19 protein-coding genes are annotated in these 15,497 nt (G+C 61.8%); 13 read left to right on the forward strand and 6 right to left on the reverse strand.

The window, feature by feature from the left end; genetic code table 11:
• From Q4G22_RS11235 to Q4G22_RS11265, 7 genes are all read left to right on the forward strand, one after another.
• Positions 1-1,247, forward strand: a 1,247-nt coding sequence (locus Q4G22_RS11235) for a 30S ribosomal protein S1 (RefSeq protein ID WP_303385996.1), incomplete at its 5' end; no start/stop codon positions are given.
• Between the two features lie 346 nt (positions 1,248-1,593).
• Complete coding sequence (gene ihfB / locus Q4G22_RS11240) at positions 1,594-1,878, forward strand: integration host factor subunit beta (RefSeq protein WP_303385997.1); 285 nt, start codon at positions 1,594-1,596, stop codon at positions 1,876-1,878.
• A 40-nt stretch (positions 1,879-1,918) separates the two neighbouring features.
• Positions 1,919-2,344 carry a lipopolysaccharide assembly LapA domain-containing protein gene (locus Q4G22_RS11245; protein ID WP_303385998.1) on the forward strand — a complete coding sequence of 142 codons (426 nt, stop codon included), beginning with the start codon at positions 1,919-1,921 and terminating at the stop codon, positions 2,342-2,344.
• 1 nt (position 2,345) lies between these two features.
• The gene (locus tag Q4G22_RS11250; RefSeq protein WP_303385999.1) at positions 2,346-2,978 is read left to right on the forward strand and encodes a phosphoribosylanthranilate isomerase; all 633 of its coding nucleotides are present in this window, start codon (positions 2,346-2,348) and stop codon (positions 2,976-2,978) included.
• On the forward strand, positions 2,972-3,415 hold the full coding sequence (locus tag Q4G22_RS11255; protein ID WP_303386065.1) for a GNAT family N-acetyltransferase: 444 nt from the start codon (positions 2,972-2,974) through the stop codon (positions 3,413-3,415). Before Q4G22_RS11250 ends, Q4G22_RS11255 begins: the two co-directional genes overlap by 7 nt.
• A gap of 24 nt (positions 3,416-3,439) precedes the next feature.
• Positions 3,440-4,666 (forward strand): tryptophan synthase subunit beta, encoded by a 1,227-nt coding sequence (gene trpB, locus Q4G22_RS11260; protein ID WP_303386000.1) that lies wholly within the window; start codon positions 3,440-3,442, stop codon positions 4,664-4,666.
• A 101-nt stretch (positions 4,667-4,767) separates the two neighbouring features.
• A complete protein-coding gene (locus tag Q4G22_RS11265; protein ID WP_303386001.1) occupies positions 4,768-5,364 on the forward strand; it encodes a hypothetical protein in 597 nt (198 codons plus the stop codon).
• A 55-nt stretch (positions 5,365-5,419) separates the two neighbouring features.
• Here Q4G22_RS11265 and Q4G22_RS11270 read toward each other — a convergent pair whose 3' ends face one another.
• From Q4G22_RS11270 to pth, 3 genes are read right to left on the reverse strand one after another with little or no spacing between them, the layout of a single operon-like run.
• Complete coding sequence (locus Q4G22_RS11270; protein ID WP_303386002.1) at positions 5,420-6,028, reverse strand: DUF4893 domain-containing protein; 609 nt, start codon at positions 6,026-6,028, stop codon at positions 5,420-5,422.
• Positions 6,029-6,041: 13 nt separating this feature from the next.
• Entirely contained in the window at positions 6,042-6,416 is a 375-nt protein-coding gene (locus Q4G22_RS11275; protein ID WP_303386003.1) for a DUF2237 family protein, read from the reverse strand.
• 39 nt (positions 6,417-6,455) lie between these two features.
• On the reverse strand, positions 6,456-7,154 hold the full coding sequence (gene pth, locus Q4G22_RS11280) for an aminoacyl-tRNA hydrolase (protein ID WP_303386004.1): 699 nt from the start codon (positions 7,152-7,154) through the stop codon (positions 6,456-6,458).
• Positions 7,155-7,303: 149 nt separating this feature from the next.
• Between pth and Q4G22_RS11285 the strand changes: the two genes are divergently transcribed.
• The 5 genes from Q4G22_RS11285 (at position 7,304) to Q4G22_RS11305 (ending at position 10,852) form a co-directional block, all read left to right on the forward strand.
• Positions 7,304-7,936 (forward strand): ATP-dependent Clp protease proteolytic subunit, encoded by a 633-nt coding sequence (locus tag Q4G22_RS11285; protein WP_303386005.1) that lies wholly within the window; start codon positions 7,304-7,306, stop codon positions 7,934-7,936.
• A gap of 160 nt (positions 7,937-8,096) precedes the next feature.
• A complete protein-coding gene (gene clpX / locus Q4G22_RS11290) occupies positions 8,097-9,362 on the forward strand; it encodes an ATP-dependent Clp protease ATP-binding subunit ClpX (RefSeq protein WP_303386006.1) in 1,266 nt (421 codons plus the stop codon).
• A 54-nt stretch (positions 9,363-9,416) separates the two neighbouring features.
• Positions 9,417-9,878: a hypothetical protein gene (locus tag Q4G22_RS11295; RefSeq protein WP_303386007.1), complete on the forward strand. Its 462-nt coding sequence runs from the start codon at positions 9,417-9,419 to the stop codon at positions 9,876-9,878.
• 234 nt (positions 9,879-10,112) lie between these two features.
• The gene (locus tag Q4G22_RS11300) at positions 10,113-10,496 is read left to right on the forward strand and encodes an NADH:ubiquinone oxidoreductase subunit NDUFA12 (protein WP_303386008.1); all 384 of its coding nucleotides are present in this window, start codon (positions 10,113-10,115) and stop codon (positions 10,494-10,496) included.
• A complete protein-coding gene (locus tag Q4G22_RS11305; protein ID WP_303386009.1) occupies positions 10,493-10,852 on the forward strand; it encodes a DUF2155 domain-containing protein in 360 nt (119 codons plus the stop codon). Before Q4G22_RS11300 ends, Q4G22_RS11305 begins: the two co-directional genes overlap by 4 nt.
• On the opposite strand, the gene aat is transcribed toward Q4G22_RS11305, so the two are convergent.
• From aat to accB, 3 genes are read right to left on the reverse strand one after another with little or no spacing between them, the layout of a single operon-like run.
• Entirely contained in the window at positions 10,819-11,448 is a 630-nt protein-coding gene (gene aat / locus Q4G22_RS11310) for a leucyl/phenylalanyl-tRNA--protein transferase (RefSeq protein ID WP_303386010.1), read from the reverse strand. The two genes, Q4G22_RS11305 and aat, sit on opposite strands and share 34 nt — an antisense overlap.
• Before the next feature lies 1 nt (position 11,449).
• Complete coding sequence (accC, locus tag Q4G22_RS11315; RefSeq protein ID WP_303386011.1) at positions 11,450-12,796, reverse strand: acetyl-CoA carboxylase biotin carboxylase subunit; 1,347 nt, start codon at positions 12,794-12,796, stop codon at positions 11,450-11,452.
• A 7-nt stretch (positions 12,797-12,803) separates the two neighbouring features.
• Positions 12,804-13,316: an acetyl-CoA carboxylase biotin carboxyl carrier protein gene (accB, locus tag Q4G22_RS11320; RefSeq protein ID WP_303386012.1), complete on the reverse strand. Its 513-nt coding sequence runs from the start codon at positions 13,314-13,316 to the stop codon at positions 12,804-12,806.
• A gap of 320 nt (positions 13,317-13,636) precedes the next feature.
• Between accB and Q4G22_RS11325 the strand changes: the two genes are divergently transcribed.
• A complete protein-coding gene (locus Q4G22_RS11325; protein ID WP_303386013.1) occupies positions 13,637-15,496 on the forward strand; it encodes an extracellular solute-binding protein in 1,860 nt (619 codons plus the stop codon).
• The last annotated feature ends 1 nt before the right edge of the window (position 15,497 follow it).

Here is a 15,497-nt window from a genome sequence, read left to right on the forward strand (position 1 = left end):
CCGTGCGCGATGCCGGCCCGCTGATGGGTCTGAAACAGCCGTTCCAGATCCTGAAAATGGACCGCCGCCGTGGCAATATCGTCGTGTCGCGCCGCGCCATTCTGGAAGAATCGCGTGCTGAACAGCGTGCCGAAGTCATCAGCAACCTGACCGAAGGTCAGGTCGTCGACGGCGTGGTTAAAAACATCACCGAATACGGCGCCTTCGTCGATCTGGGCGGTGTGGACGGCCTGCTGCACGTCACCGACATGGCGTGGCGTCGCGTGAACCACCCGTCGGAAATCCTGAACATCGGCGAAACCGTCAAGGTTCAGGTGGTCAAGATCAACAAGGACAGCCACCGCATCAGCCTGGGCATGAAGCAGCTTCAGGCCGATCCGTGGGATACCGTTGGTTCGAAATTCCCGCTGGGCAGCGTCCATTCTGGCCGTGTGACCAACATCACCGACTATGGTGCCTTCGTGGAACTGGAAGCCGGTGTCGAAGGTCTGGTTCACGTTTCGGAAATGAGCTGGACCAAGAAGAACGTCCATCCCGGCAAGATCGTCTCTACCTCGCAAGAGGTTGACGTGATGGTTCTGGAAATCGACGAACAGAAACGCCGCGTGTCGCTGGGTCTGAAACAGACCATGCGCAACCCGTGGGAAGTGTTCAGCGAAACCCACCCGACCGGCACCGTCATCGAGGGCGAAGTCAAGAACATTACCGAATTCGGTCTGTTCGTTGGTCTGGACGGCGACATCGACGGCATGGTTCACCTGTCGGACATCAGCTGGGATACTCGCGGCGAAGACGCGATCCAGGACTTCCGCAAGGGCGATGTCGTTAAGGCCGTCGTTCAGGAAGTGGACATCGAGAAAGAGCGGATCAGCCTGTCGATCAAGGCGCTGGAAAACGATGCCATGGTCGAGGCGACTGATGGCGTCAAGCGCGGCTCGGTCGTTACCGTCGAAGTGACCGCCATCGAAGACGGCGGCATCGAGGTGGAATATAACGGCGTCAAGTCGTTCATCCGCCGCAGCGATCTGGCCCGCGACCGTCAGGACCAGCGCCCCGAGCGTTTCCAGGTCGGCGACAAGGTTGACGCGCGCGTGACCAACATCGACACCAAGACCCGCCGTCTGGGTCTGTCGATCAAGGCCCGCGAAATCGCCGAGGAAAAAGAAGCTGTTGAGCAATATGGCTCGTCCGACTCGGGCGCCTCGCTGGGCGATATTCTGGGGGCCGCGCTGAAAGGCCGGAACTGATTGATTCTTCGGAATAAATGATGACGCCGCCTCGTGATGGGGCGGCGTTTTTCGTTGCGGGGCAGCAGGGGGCGCTCGCGCCCCCTCTTGGCCTTGCGGCCAATTCACCCCCTGAGGATATTTTCAGACAGAAGATGCAGCCGGGCGGCGTGAACGCGGCATTTCTGGTGTATAACTGTGGCGGCGGGCCTGGGCTGGTCTTTATGCGCTGCGCGAGTCGGCACGATTCCGCGCCAGTCCATGCAACCAAATGAAGTCTTTTACGTTTCCTCTTTCAACACTGGTTAAAAATGCCTAAGATTGCCGTCGCACGGGGCGACGAGTCGGGCCAGCCGCAGGGGTAATGATGATCCGTTCTGAACTGATCCAGAAAATTTCTGATGAGAACCCGCATCTGTTCCGCCGGGATGTCGAGCGGATCGTGAATACCGTGTTCGAAGAAGTCATCGGCGCGATGGAGCGTGGGGATCGTGTCGAGCTGCGCGGTTTTGGCGCGTTTTCGGTAAAAAAGCGTGACGCGCGCACCGGGCGCAACCCGCGCACGGGTGAATCCGTTGAGGTCGAACAAAAGCATGTGCCGTTCTTCAAGACCGGCAAATTGCTTCGCGACAGGTTGAACGGCGAGGCCTGATCGGTCACAACAGACCCGTCTGTCGCCGAAAGGATTCCCGATGCGTCTGATCCGCCTGATCTTTGTTGTTTTGCTGGCTCTGATCCTGATCGCCGTGGCTTTGGCCAACCGGCAGGTGGTGACGCTGAACGCCTTTCCGGCGCAGTTCGGCCAGTATCTTGGCGGCACATGGTCGGTGCAACTGCCGCTGTTTCTGGTGATTCTGCTGGCGGTGCTGGTCGGCATGGTGGCCGGCCTGATCTGGGAATGGCTGCGCGAGGCGCATTTGCGCCGCGAATCCAGCTATCGTGCTGCTGAACTGGCGCGTCTGGAACAGTCGCCGGGCCAAAGCAAGGCGAACCTGCGCCCGCAGGATGAAATTCTGGCCATCGTGGACGCGCCCAAGCGGATGCCTGTGACCCCGCGACCCATTGCCTCGGCTGAACCGGCTCCGGGCACTACGCTGCCGTCGGCTCCGCGCGGCTGATATGGCGCAGGTCAAGATTTGCGGTCTGCGTCAGGCAGCGCATGTTGATGCTGCCGCACGGGCAGGTGCGCGCTATCTGGGCTTTGTGTTTTTCCCGAAATCGCCGCGTGCGGTGACACCGGATCAGGCGGCGGCGCTTGGTGCGGATGTGCCGCCCGGTGTGGCGCGTGTCGGGCTGTTCGTGAACCCCGATGATGCGCTGCTGACCGAGACGCTGGCGGTGGCGCCGCTGGACCTGATCCAGTTGCACGGCGGCGAATCCCCCTCGCGCGTGGTCGAGGTCAGGGCGCTGACCGGCCTGCCAATCATCAAGGCTGTGGGGGTTGCCGCCCCGCCTGATCTGGAACAGTTGTGGGATTACGGGCTGGTCGCCGACATGTTGCTGGTCGATGCCAAGGCGCCGCCGGGGGCCGATCTGCCGGGCGGCAACGGGCTGGCCTTTGACTGGCGGTTGATGGCCGGGCGGCGGTTGCTGAAACCGTGGCTGCTGGCGGGCGGGCTGACGCCGGGCATTGTGGCCGAGGCGATCCGGCTGACCGGCGCGCCGGGGGTGGATGTGTCCTCGGGGGTGGAAACCGCGCCGGGGCAGAAGGACGCTGGGCTGATCCGCGATTTCGTCGCAGCCGCATCATGATCTGGCGTCAGGCCACCCGTGCAGACATCCCGGCCGTGGCGGCCATGCTGGCCGATGACATGCTGGGCCGTGCCCGTGAAAGCGCCGATCTTGCCCCCTATCTGGCCGCCTTTGACGCCATGCGGGCCGAAGGGGCGAACCATCTGATCGTTGCTGAGGAGGCCGGGCAGGTCATCGCCTGCTATCAGATTACCTTTATCAGCGGCCTGTCCCTGACCGCTGCGCGGCGGGCGCAGATCGAGGCGGTGCGCGTCGCGCGCAGCCATCGCGGGCAGGGCGTGGGCGAGGCGATGATGGCCGATGCCGAAGCGCGCGCCCGTGCTGCCGGATGCCGCCTGATCCAGTTCACCACCAACAAAGCGCGGGTCGATGCGCATCGCTTCTATGACCGCATGGGCTTCACGGCCAGCCATATCGGCTATAAGAAGGCGCTCTGACCCCCAGCAAACAAAGGCAGCGCCATGGCCGACGATCTGATGAACAGCTTTATGAAAGGCCCCGACGAACAAGGCCGGTTCGGCATTTTCGGCGGGCGCTTTGTCAGCGAAACGCTGATGCCGCTGATTCTGGATTTGCAGGCGGAGTATGAAAAAGCCAAGACCGACCCGAGTTTCTGGGCGGAAATGGACGATCTGTGGAAGCACTATGTCGGGCGGCCCAGCCCTCTGTATCGTGCCGACCGGCTGACCGAACGGCTGGGTGGGGCGACGGTTTACCTCAAGCGCGAGGAACTGAACCACACCGGCAGCCACAAGATCAACAACGTCTTGGGGCAGATCCTGCTGGCGCGGCGTATGGGCAAGACGCGGATCATCGCCGAAACCGGCGCGGGGCAGCATGGCGTTGCGACGGCGACGGTCTGCGCGAAATTCGGGCTGAAGTGCATCGTTTACATGGGCGCGCATGACGTCGAACGGCAGCAGCCGAACGTGTTCCGGATGCGCCTTTTGGGGGCCGAGGTCGTGCCGGTCAGATCGGGGCGCGGCACGCTGAAAGACGCGATGAACGACGCGCTGCGCGATTGGGTGACGAATGTGCGCGACACGTTTTATTGCATCGGCACGGTCGCGGGGCCGCATCCCTACCCGGCGATGGTGCGCGATTTCCAGACCATCATCGGACGCGAAACCAAGGCGCAACTGGCCGAGGCCGAGGGGCGCTTGCCGGACACCGTGATCGCGGCGATTGGCGGCGGGTCCAATGCGATGGGCCTGTTCCACCCGTTCCTTGACGACCCGACCGTGAAGATCATCGGGGTCGAGGCGGGCGGCAAGGGCGTTGATGATCGCGTGGAACATTGCGCCAGCCTGTCGGGCGGTCGGCCCGGCGTGCTGCACGGCAACCGCACCTATCTGTTGCAGGATGCCGAGGGGCAGATTCTGGAAGGGCATTCGATCAGCGCGGGCCTCGATTACCCCGGCATCGGGCCGGAACATGCCTGGCTGCATGATGTGGGTCGGGCCGAATATGTCAGCGTCACCGACGACGAGGCGCTGGCCGCCTTTACCCTTTTGTGCGAGACCGAGGGCATTATTCCGGCGCTGGAACCCAGTCATGCGCTGGCCTATGTCGCCAAGATTGCGCCCGATCTGCCGCGCGATCACCTGATCGTGGTGAACCTGTCGGGGCGTGGCGACAAGGACATCTTCACCGTCGCCAAGCACCTTGGGGTTGATATTAGGACCTGAGATCATCGCAATTCGCCACCTGCGGTAGAAAAAAACCGCCGCCGGAAACCTGATCCGACGGCACGCGTTTCTGTCTCATACCGCAGATGACGGAGAACAAGATGCTTATCAAGAAACCATTGACCCTGACCCTGATCGCCGGCAAGGCTGCCGCGCTGTCGGTTCTGATGTCGGGTGCTGTGATGGCACAGGCCCCCACGGTTGTTGAAACCCCCGGTGCGCCGGTAGCGGTGATCCCACCCGCTGCTGCCACTGAAACCCCGCCGCAGCATGTCTATCCGCTGACCGTGGATCGCAGCGCCAATGATCAGGCAATTGCCGAAACCCTGATCGCGCAGGGGTTCAGCAATGTGCATATTCTTCGCGACGCCGCCAAGCTGACGGTGACGGCACAGCGTGACAATCAGCCGATTGAACTGGTCTATCATCTGGTGCGCGGCGAGCTGCTGACCGTGAATGGCCAGCCGGTGCCTGCGGAAACCCCGGTGGATACCACTGCGGGCGGGCAGGACAGCCATTCGGCCCATGCGGATGCTGTCAGTGATGACGCGGCGGGCGACGACAGCAATACCGATGACGCTGCTGCCGATGATTCCGGTGCGGATGACACCTCGCAGGATGGTGAATCCGGCGATAACGGTTCGTCTGACAGTGGCAGTGAGAACGACTCGGGCGAAGGCACCGACGGCGAAAGCTGATCCTGGTTTCGTAACGAGTTTTCAGCCGGGGTTCAGATGCCCCGGCTTTTTGCGTTCAACGTGTCAGCACCAGCACGTTCAGCACAGATTCGACATAAGGGCGCGGAAACAGAATGCGCCCGCTATCCGGCCCGGTCATCTCGATCACCCCGACATCCGGGGCTGTGACGCCCGGATCAGGCGGCGGCGCCTCTCCGAAATCGGCATAGCGCAGAGGCGTGCTGCCCTGCACATAGGCGGTGCCAACATACAGCGGCAGCCCCGAAAAAATCGTTGTCTGCCCTGTCGTTCGCTGAGATCCCGTCACCTTGTCAAAGCTGCCGTCCGGCCCCGCCTGACAGCGGAACGGCGGATACACCACCAGCGGCAGGCCCCCACCGACCTTGATTGTCTGGCAGGTCCATTCGCCCTGCAAAGCCGTCAAAGCCTCTTGCGGGGGCAGGGGCTGGCCTTGCATGGCTTTGGTCAGCGTGGCCAGATCGGCGGGTGCAGCCTCGGCCAGTGCCTGACGCAGCGCCTGTCCGGTGGCGGCATCCAGATCGTTCAGCCGCGCGGCATCATCGGCGCGCAGCAAGGTGCCGTCGGGCAGGGTTGCAGTGCGATCTTGCGCAGCGGCAGGCGCCGCCAGCAGCACAGCCAGCAGCAGTGTGCGTGAAAAAGACATTTTCGGCTCCTGTTCAGTTCTGTGCGGGAACGGCGTGGCGGCGCAACAGTTCCAGCGGCACAATATCAACAGCACGTGCATGGGTTGATTCCAGCACCACCTGCGGTGCGGCCAGCTCACCCGCTGCTTGCAGAAAGCGCGCCGCGCACAGGCACCAGCGGTCGCCGGGTTTCAGCCCCGGAAAGCGGAACTCGGGGCGTGGCGTGGTCAGATCGTTGCCAAGGTATCGCGACATGGCCAGAAACTCGGCATCGACGATCACGCAGACGGTATGGCTGCCGTGATCGTCGGGTCCGGTATTGCAACAGCCATCACGATAAAACCCGGTCATCGGGTCTGTCGAACAGGGCTGTAAAGGCCCGCCAAGGACATTCAACGAAGGTTCCATTCCCGCAGGCTAGCGCGCCTGTCGCCGCGCGCCAAGCCCCTAGCGAAACCGATCTGCCAGCGATTTCAGCCGCTCGGTCAGGCTGGGGGGGTGGTCGGCGGCGGGTTTGGGGGCAGGTTTGGGGGCGGGGCGCGTGTCGTCTGCCGGTCTGGTGCCACTGTTGCGTGCAGGTGCGGTGCGGGCGGCGACGGCGTTCTGAAACCGCGCCTCGTCGCCTGCGGCCAAGGCAGGTGCGCCGTCCGACAATCCGCGCAGCAGATCGTCCAGCCAGTCCGCATCTGCCTTGGCGAAATCCGACAGAACATAGCCCGCCACCCGGTCCTTGTCGCCGGGATGGCCGATTCCCAGACGGACACGCCTATAGTCAGCGCCGATATGCTGGTGAATCGAGCGCAGCCCGTTATGCCCGGCATGACCTCCGCCACGTTTGACCCGGCATTTGCCGGGGGCCAGATCCAGTTCGTCATGCAGGACGATGACATCAGCGGGCGTCAGTTTCAGATAACGCATCGCCTCGCCCACCGACTGGCCGGAAAGGTTCATGAAAGTATGTGGTTTCAACAGCATAACGCGGGTGTCATTCAGCCGCCCCTCGGCGGTCAGGGCCTGAAACCGGCTTTTCCAGGGCGAAAAACCGTGGTCAGAGGCGATGCGGTCCACCGCCATAAAGCCGATGTTGTGCCGGTTCGCGGCATATTTCGCGCCGGGATTTCCCAGCCCGACAATGATCTTTCCCATGGTGGCCCTCTGTTAGATCAGGCAAATTTTCTGCATCCCTTGCGGCGGGCGTCGCCGGTTACTAAGACTCTGTCAACCTTTCCCGTCTATCACAGGCCAACAGTCAGGGGCGAATCGTGCGCGACGGGGCAAACAGGCAAAGGAATAAGATGAGCGATCCGGCAGAATTCTATATGAACACGCTTGTCCCGATGGTGGTCGAACAGACCTCTCGCGGGGAACGGGCCTATGACATTTTCTCGCGCCTGCTGAAAGAACGGATCATTTTCGTGTCCGGCCCCGTCCATGACGGCATGTCCACGCTGATCTGTGCGCAACTGCTGTTTCTTGAGGCGGAAAACCCGTCCAAGGATATTTCCATGTATATCAACAGCCCCGGCGGCGTCGTGACCTCGGGCCTGTCGATCTATGACACGATGCAGTATATCCGGCCCCGCGTGTCCACGCTGGTGGTGGGGCAGGCGGCATCCATGGGGTCGCTGCTGCTGTGCGCGGGCGAAAAGGGGATGCGCTATTCGCTGCCCAACAGCCGGGTGATGGTGCATCAGCCCTCGGGCGGGTATCAGGGGCAGGCGACCGACATCCTGATCCACGCGCGCGAAACCGAAAAGCTCAAGCGGCGTTTGAACGAGATTTACGTTCAGCACACCGGTCGCACACTGGACGAGGTGGAGCAGGCGCTGGAACGCGACCGCTTCATGTCCCCGGAGGAGGCAAAAGACTGGGGCCTGATCGACGAGGTTCTGGCCCCGCGTGGCAAGGCAGAGGTCGAAAAGAAGTAACGTCGGCGGCTTGCTGCGGGGCGGCAACTTTGGGATTGTGACGGGGCGTTACCATCCTTAACATAAGCGGATAATGGGTGCCCTCGATCATCGTGGGTATCCGTCAACGAAACGCAGCCCGCCGCAGCAAAGCGGATGGACGGCGAAAGGGGAATGGACGATGGCAACTCAGTCCGGCAGTGACAGCAAGAATACACTCTATTGCAGCTTTTGCGGCAAAAGCCAGCACGAGGTGCGCAAGCTGATCGCTGGCCCGACCGTGTTCATCTGCGATGAATGCGTTGAACTGTGCATGGACATCATCCGCGAGGAAACCAAATCCTCCAGCCTGAAATCCGGCGATGGTGTGCCCACCCCGCGCGAAATCTGTGGCGTGCTAGATGATTACGTGATCGGTCAGGAACACGCCAAGCGGGTTCTGTCGGTGGCGGTGCACAACCACTACAAGCGGCTGAACCACGGATCGAAAACCGATATCGAACTGGCCAAATCCAACATCCTGCTGATCGGTCCGACCGGCTGCGGCAAGACCTTGCTGGCGCAAACGCTGGCTCGGATTCTGGATGTGCCGTTCACCATGGCCGACGCCACCACCCTGACCGAAGCCGGTTACGTGGGTGAGGATGTTGAAAACATCATCCTCAAGCTGTTGCAGGCCAGCGAATACAACGTCGAACGGGCGCAGCGCGGCATCGTCTATATTGACGAGGTGGACAAGATCACCCGCAAGTCCGACAACCCCTCGATCACCCGTGACGTGTCGGGCGAGGGGGTGCAGCAGGCGCTGCTGAAAATCATGGAAGGCACGGTCGCCAGCGTGCCGCCGCAGGGTGGGCGCAAGCATCCGCAGCAGGAATTTCTGCAAGTGGACACGACCAATATCCTGTTCATCTGCGGCGGTGCCTTCGCCGGGCTGGAACGGATCATCGCGCAGCGTAACAAGGGCACAGCGATGGGCTTTGGCGCTTCGGTCAAGGAAAACGATGATCGCGGCGTGGGCGAACTTTTCAAGGAGCTGGAGCCTGAGGACCTGCTGAAATTCGGTCTGATACCGGAATTCGTCGGTCGTTTGCCGGTTATCGCCACCCTGACCGATCTGGACGAAGAGGCCCTGATTATCATCCTGACCAAGCCCAAGAATGCGCTGGTCAAGCAGTATCAGCGCCTGTTCGAACTGGAAGACGTCAAGCTGACCTTTACCGAAGACGCGCTCAAAGCGATCGCCAAACGTGCTATCCAGCGCAAAACGGGGGCGCGTGGTCTGCGCTCGATCATGGAAGACATTCTGCTGGATACCATGTTCGAACTGCCGGGCTTGACCAGCGTTGATGAGGTTGTGGTGAACGAAGAAGCGGTCGAGACCGCTTCGGCCAAGCCGCTGCTGATCCATGCCGAGACGAAAAAGGAAACCGCCAGCGCCAGTTAACGGTGTGCTTTGGGGGGGGGCGCTGCGGTAAGCTGGCTTCGTCAGGTGCTTGCCGTGGCTATCATCGCGGCCATACTGTATGCGCCCGTGATGTGGTGGCGGTCTTCTCACGCGGCAGAAGATCGCGACTATGCCGCGACACTGTTTGCGGGGCGTCTGCCTGTTGACGAAGTTTTGGCGTCACGTCGCTGGAATCGGGCGTTGATCTGGGACTGCACCTTCGCCGTGGTTCGGCTGGACAACGATGCGCCGCACATCCCGGCGACATGGCGCACTGATCGTCGGGCCTTTGATTTCGGCGGCGATTGGCGGCGAACACCGGCTCCGCCTTTACCGCAGGCCACCCGCGATGCCGTGGCCAGTTGTGCCAACCAGATACCACCTGAGGTGGCGAGGGAACTTGCAGTGGCACTGGCTGCACCCGGCGGCTGGTTCACCCGCGAACCGCCCGGTGAGGTTGTGCAGGTTTATGCCCCCGGCATGCGCTTGGCCGCGAAAATTCGTTATGGTGATTGAGGCGGGGCGAATACTGGCGATGATTGTGCCGATGCACTGATCCGTCAGCATGACCATCTGGCGAGGCAAGTTGATCCACACGCTGATTGGCCGCCTTGTCGGAATGGTCGCAATCCCTCTTTTCGGTGTGCTGTGGCCGCCCGCCCGGCGCAGCAAACCTCGGTTCCGGCTGGACCTTGGGCCGAATTTACGCCATATCCCGACATATACGCCGCTGATCCGAGGTGCCGACCCATGTCGTTGAAATCTACGTTCATCCGCTTTCTGACCTGGTGGAACGGGCAGACCTTCAACACGCAGTTCTGGACCTGGCGCCATGGCAAAAAGGTCGGCGAGGACGATCAGGGCAACGTGTTTTACCAGACCGCAGATGGCAAGCGCCGCTGGGTGATCTATAATGGCGAGGCCGAGGCCAGCCGGATCAGCCCGGAATGGCATGGCTGGTTGCACCACACTTGGGACCAGCCTCCGACCAAGGAACCGCTGCCGCATCGCGCGTGGGAGGAACCGCACCTGCCGAACCGGACCGGAACGGCGCAGGCCTATCTGCCTGAAGGATCGTTGTATCGTGCCGATCCGGTTCAGCGGCGCGACTACGAATCCTGGAAACCCGAATGAAGCCTGTCTTTGCCGCGCTGGCTGTCACGCTGGTGCTTGCCTCAGGTGCCGCCGCGCAGCAGGTGTCGCGCGGTGGCGGTGCGTTGTTGCGCGGGTTGGACAAAATTTCCGGGCAAACCACGGATATGGTCGTCGTTGTCGGGCAATCGGTTGATTATGGGCGCCTGACCGTCCGGCTGGGTGAATGTCGTTTTCCGTCGGGCGATCCCAGTTCTGACGCGTTTGCCCAGATGACTATTACGGATCGCGATCAGAATGTGACGCTGTTCAGCGGCTGGATGATCGCCTCGTCGCCCGCGCTGTCGGCGCTCGACGATGCGCGTTATGATGTCTGGGTGATTTCCTGCCAAAGCTGATCGGCATCGGGCAGCGGTTCGGCGTGGAAATTTGCCGGGGTTTGCAGGGCCGTCACCAGCCTGCCGCGATAATCGGCGCGGGAAATTTCGACACCGCCCATGCTGGCCAGATGCGGGGTCAGGAATTGCGTATCAAACAGCGTAAAGCCACAGCGCGCCAGATGCGATGATAGCCAGATCAGCGCTATACGCGATCCGTTGCGCCGCTGCGAAACCATTGATTCGCCAAAGAACGCCCCACCCAAGGTGACACCGAAAATGCCGCCCGCCACTTTACCATTCTGGCGAATGGTCAGCGCCTCGGCATAACCCAGATCGTGCAATTCGTGGTAAAGATCGCGCAGAGGTGCGTTGATCCACGTTTCGTCGCGGTCCGCGCAGGCCGCCACCACAGCGCCGAAATCATCGTCCAGATGCGCGCTCCACCCGCCGCGGCGCAGGTCGCGCAGCAAGGACCCTGCGGCATGGACCCCGCCGATTGGCAGGATACCGCGACGGGGGGGATCGAACCAATAAAGCCGTGGGTCATCCGCCGATTCGGCCATGGGGAAAATCCCCTGCGCATAGGCGTTCAAAAGATGCGCAGGGGTCAGCACGTCAGCCGAAACGCTGCTCCAGCCAGCGTTCCAGCCAGTGGATTGAATAGTCGCCCGACAGAATGTCGGGTTCTTGCAGCAAATCACGGAACAGCGGAACGGTGGTATCCACGCCATCCACGATCAGTTCCGACAGCGCACGTGCCAGCCGGGCCAACGCTTCGGGTCGGTCACGGCCATGCACGATCAGCTTGCCGATCAGGCTGTCGTAATAGGGCGGGATCGAATAGCCGTCATACAGCGCCGAATCGATCCGCACGCCCAAGCCACCTGGCGCGTGATATTGCGTGATCCGACCGGGGCAGGGGGTAAAGCCGGGCACGCGTTCAGCGTTGATCCTCACCTCGATCGCGTGGCCGCGAATCGACAGATCATCCTGTTCCAGCTCCATCGGCAGGCCCGCCGCCACGCGGATTTGTTCACGCACCAGATCGACGCCAAAGATTGCCTCGGTCACGGGGTGTTCCACCTGAAGCCGGGTGTTCATTTCGATGAAATAGAACTGTCCGTCTTCGAACAGGAACTCGATGGTTCCGGCACCGCGATAGCCCATTTCGCCGATAGCACGGGCACAGATGCCACCGATTTCGGCGCGCTGTTCAGCAGTGATGACTGGGCCGGGTGCCTCTTCCAGCACCTTCTGGTGGCGGCGTTGCAGCGAACAGTCACGTTCGCCCAGATGAACGCCCTTGCCACGCCCGTCGCCAAAGACCTGAATTTCGATATGACGCGGTTTTTGCAGATATTTTTCGATATAAACTTCGTCGTTGCCAAAGGCTGCCTTGGCTTCGGCCCGCGCGGTGCGGAAGGCGGTTTCCAGCGCGGCGGCATCTTTGGCGACCTTCATGCCGCGCCCGCCGCCGCCCGCCGTTGCCTTGATGATGACGGGATAGCCCATGTCATCGGCGACCTTGCGCGCGGTTTCGATGTCGGGCACGCCGCCATCGGACCCCGGCACCACCGGAATACCCAGCGATTTCGCGGTTTCCTTGGCGGTGATCTTGTCGCCCATCAGGCGGATGTGTTCGCTGGTCGGGCCGATAAAGCTGATGCCGTGGTCCTCGAGCATCTGCACAAAGCCCGCGTTTTCCGACAGGAAGCCATAGCCGGGATGCACCGCCTGCGCGCCGGTGATTTCGCAGGCCGAGATGATGGCAGGCATCGACAAATAGCTGGCCGACGAGGACGGCGGCCCGATGCAGACCGATTCATCGGCCATACGCACATGCATGGCGTCGGTGTCGGCGGTCGAGTGCACTGCCACCGACTGAATGCCCATTTCGCGGCAGGCGCGGATCACCCGCAGCGCGATTTCGCCGCGATTGGCGATCAGGATCTTGTCGAACATGGCCGCCTCACTCGACGACCATCAGAGGGGCGCCGAATTCGACCGGGGTGCCGTCATCGACCAGAATTCGCCGCACCGTCCCTGCGCGTGGGGCCGGAATATGGTTCATGGTCTTCATCGCCTCGACGATCAGCAGGGTATCGCCCTCGGCCACGGTCTGACCGATGGTGACAAAGGGGGCCGCGCCGGGTTCGGGCGACAGATAGGCCGTGCCGACCATGGGCGAGGTGACGGCACCGGGCAGGCTGGCGGGGTCGTCGGTGGTTGCGCCCGGCGCTGCCGTCGGGGTCGAGGGGCTGACAGGTGCTGCGGCAACCGGCGCGGGCATGGAAGCCGGGGCTTGCATCATGATGGCCTTGCCGCCTTTGGACAGGCTGACAGTCAGGCGGTCATTTTCACCGTATTCGCGCTTGACCGACAGTTCGGTCAGGTCATTCCGGTTCAGCAATTCCGCCAAGGCCTGGATAAAGGCCACGTCGCCTGCGTTTTCCGGTTTCTTGTTATCGGAGTCCTTGCTCATGCCGTCCTCTGGCTTGTTGGGGTGGCCGCGTTCTGGTCGCGCGGGGATTTGTATCGGGTTATATGTGTTCCCCGACCCGAGGGAAAGCAATTTGGGCTGACAGTTCGCCGCAACCCCGCCGGGCAATAAAAAAAGCGCCCGCACAAGGCGGGCGCAAGTCATGAGGCAGGTTTCATACAGGCAAGAAACCTATCGAGCAGTGAGCATGTTATACGCCACCGGATGGGTGATTCCAAGGCGAACTTTGGCCGGGGCGTTGACGGCGCGCCGGTCTGGCGGTTGAAATCGCAGACAATCTTAGGAAAGGCAGGCTGGCAGCGATGAGAATCTTCAAATTCCTTGACATTTCCGCGATCCGCGGCGGTTTTTGGGCCGCCACGCTGGTCTGCGGGACTGTTGCAGCGATGCCGCTGGCAAGCCTTGCTGAACCCGCCCATGGCATTGCGATGTATGGCGAACCGGCCTTGCCGCCGGGCTTCGATCATCTGCCCTACGCCAACCCGGACGCGCCCAAGGGCGGGGCGATTCGTCTGGCCGAGCCGGGGGGATTCGATTCGCTTAAACCCTGGGTGCTGAAAGGCAATGCGGCCTGGGGCGTGGGCGTGCATGTGGCCGAAAGCCTGATGTATCGCAGTATTGATGAACCGTTTACTCTTTACGGCCTGCTGGCGGAGACGGTCGAGACAGGCCCCGATCACATGTGGGTCGAATTCACCCTTCGCCCTCAGGCGCGGTTTTCCGATGGATCGCCGGTTACGGTCGAAGATGTGATCTGGTCCTATGAAACGCTGGGGACAGTCGGGCATCCCCGTTATCTGGCGACCTGGGCCAAGATCGAGCGCATCGAACAGACCGGCGAACGCAGCCTGCGGTTGACCTTTACCGAACCCGATCGAGAGTTGCCATTGCTGATGGGCATGCGCCCGGTTCTGAAAAAGGCACAATGGGACGGCAAGGATTTCGCGGAATCAGGGTTGGAGGCGCCAATCGGTTCGGGCGCTTATGTGGTGGATCGTGTCGATCCGGGCCGCTCGATCACATTTCGCCGCAATCCTGATTACTGGGGCAAGGATCTGCCGCTGAATCGCGGCCTGCACAATCTGGATACGATCCGCTATGATTACTTTGCCGACGCCAACGCGATGTTCGAGGCGTTCAAGGCCGGTGAAGTCACCTTCTGGCGCGAGCTTTCGGCCCAGAAATGGGCGACCGAGTATAATTTTCCACTGCTGACGCAGGGGCGCGTGGTGCAGTCGGACATCCCGCATCAGCGTCCGTCGGGGATCATGGGGCTGGTGATGAACACCCGCAATCCGATCTTTGCCGACTGGCGGGTGCGGCAGGCGATGATCGAGGCGTTCAACTTTCGCTTTATCGACGGTGTGCTGAATGGCGGGCGAGAGCCGCGGATCACCAGCTATTTCGCCAACTCGCCGCTGGCCATGACACCGGGCGAGGCGGCGCAGGGGCGCGAGGCCGAGTTGCTGGCCCCCTTTGCCGCCGACCTGCCGCCCGGCACGATTGAGGGCTATGCGCTGCCCCAGGGCACTGACCGGGTGCTGGATCGCGCGGGTCTGCGCCGTGCGCTGGCCTTGCTGGAACAGGCAGGCTGGACGGTGCAGGATGGCGTGCTCAAGAACGCGCAAGGCCAACCGTTCCACTTTGAAATCCTGCTCAATCAGGCGGGGACGGCGATGCGCACCGCCTCGGAAACCAAGCAGATTGTCGATATTTATGTGCAGGCACTGGCCAATCTGGGTATCACGCCACGCGTCACCCTGCTGGATTCAGCGCAATATATCGAACGAACGGGTAACTATCAGTTCGATATGGCCTGGTTTGAGCGTGCGCTCAGCCTGTCACCGGGGAACGAACAGATGCTATATTGGGGGCACGAGGGCGTCACCCGCCCCGGCAGCCGCAACTGGATGGGCATGAACAGCCCTGCCGCCGAGGCGATGATCGTAACCATGCTGAACGCGGCAACCGCCGAGGATTACACCGCCGCCGTTCGCGCGCTGGACCGGGTGCTGACGGCAGGACGCTATGTCATTCCGGTCAGCTATTCACCGATTTCCCGCTTGGCCCATGGCGCCGATCTGCATTATCCTGAACATACCCCGCTTTATGGTGACTGGCCGGGCTTTATGCCCGAAGTCTGGTGGCAGGCGGCGCAGTAAG

This window comes from Paracoccus sp. (in: a-proteobacteria) (assembly GCF_030538655.1).
Classification (GTDB): Bacteria; Pseudomonadota; Alphaproteobacteria; order Rhodobacterales; family Rhodobacteraceae; genus Paracoccus.

What these genes read in the sequence shown, in the direction of transcription:
- ihfB (WP_303385997.1), top strand. Translation starts at nt 1,594, where the DNA reads ATGATCCGTTCTGAACTGATCCAGAAAATTTCTGATGAGAACCCGCAT.
- Q4G22_RS11245 (WP_303385998.1), top strand. Translation starts at nt 1,919, where the DNA reads ATGCGTCTGATCCGCCTGATCTTTGTTGTTTTGCTGGCTCTGATCCTG.
- Q4G22_RS11250 (WP_303385999.1), top strand. Translation starts at nt 2,346, where the DNA reads ATGGCGCAGGTCAAGATTTGCGGTCTGCGTCAGGCAGCGCATGTTGAT.
- trpB (WP_303386000.1), top strand. Translation starts at nt 3,440, where the DNA reads ATGGCCGACGATCTGATGAACAGCTTTATGAAAGGCCCCGACGAACAA.
- Q4G22_RS11265 (WP_303386001.1), top strand. Translation starts at nt 4,768, where the DNA reads ATGCTTATCAAGAAACCATTGACCCTGACCCTGATCGCCGGCAAGGCT.
- Q4G22_RS11270 (WP_303386002.1), bottom strand. Translation starts at nt 6,028, where the DNA reads ATGTCTTTTTCACGCACACTGCTGCTGGCTGTGCTGCTGGCGGCGCCT.
- Q4G22_RS11275 (WP_303386003.1), bottom strand. Translation starts at nt 6,416, where the DNA reads ATGGAACCTTCGTTGAATGTCCTTGGCGGGCCTTTACAGCCCTGTTCG.
- pth (WP_303386004.1), bottom strand. Translation starts at nt 7,154, where the DNA reads ATGGGAAAGATCATTGTCGGGCTGGGAAATCCCGGCGCGAAATATGCC.
- Q4G22_RS11285 (WP_303386005.1), top strand. Translation starts at nt 7,304, where the DNA reads ATGAGCGATCCGGCAGAATTCTATATGAACACGCTTGTCCCGATGGTG.
- clpX (WP_303386006.1), top strand. Translation starts at nt 8,097, where the DNA reads ATGGCAACTCAGTCCGGCAGTGACAGCAAGAATACACTCTATTGCAGC.
- Q4G22_RS11300 (WP_303386008.1), top strand. Translation starts at nt 10,113, where the DNA reads ATGTCGTTGAAATCTACGTTCATCCGCTTTCTGACCTGGTGGAACGGG.
- Q4G22_RS11305 (WP_303386009.1), top strand. Translation starts at nt 10,493, where the DNA reads ATGAAGCCTGTCTTTGCCGCGCTGGCTGTCACGCTGGTGCTTGCCTCA.
- accC (WP_303386011.1), bottom strand. Translation starts at nt 12,796, where the DNA reads ATGTTCGACAAGATCCTGATCGCCAATCGCGGCGAAATCGCGCTGCGG.
- accB (WP_303386012.1), bottom strand. Translation starts at nt 13,316, where the DNA reads ATGAGCAAGGACTCCGATAACAAGAAACCGGAAAACGCAGGCGACGTG.
- Q4G22_RS11325 (WP_303386013.1), top strand. Translation starts at nt 13,637, where the DNA reads ATGAGAATCTTCAAATTCCTTGACATTTCCGCGATCCGCGGCGGTTTT.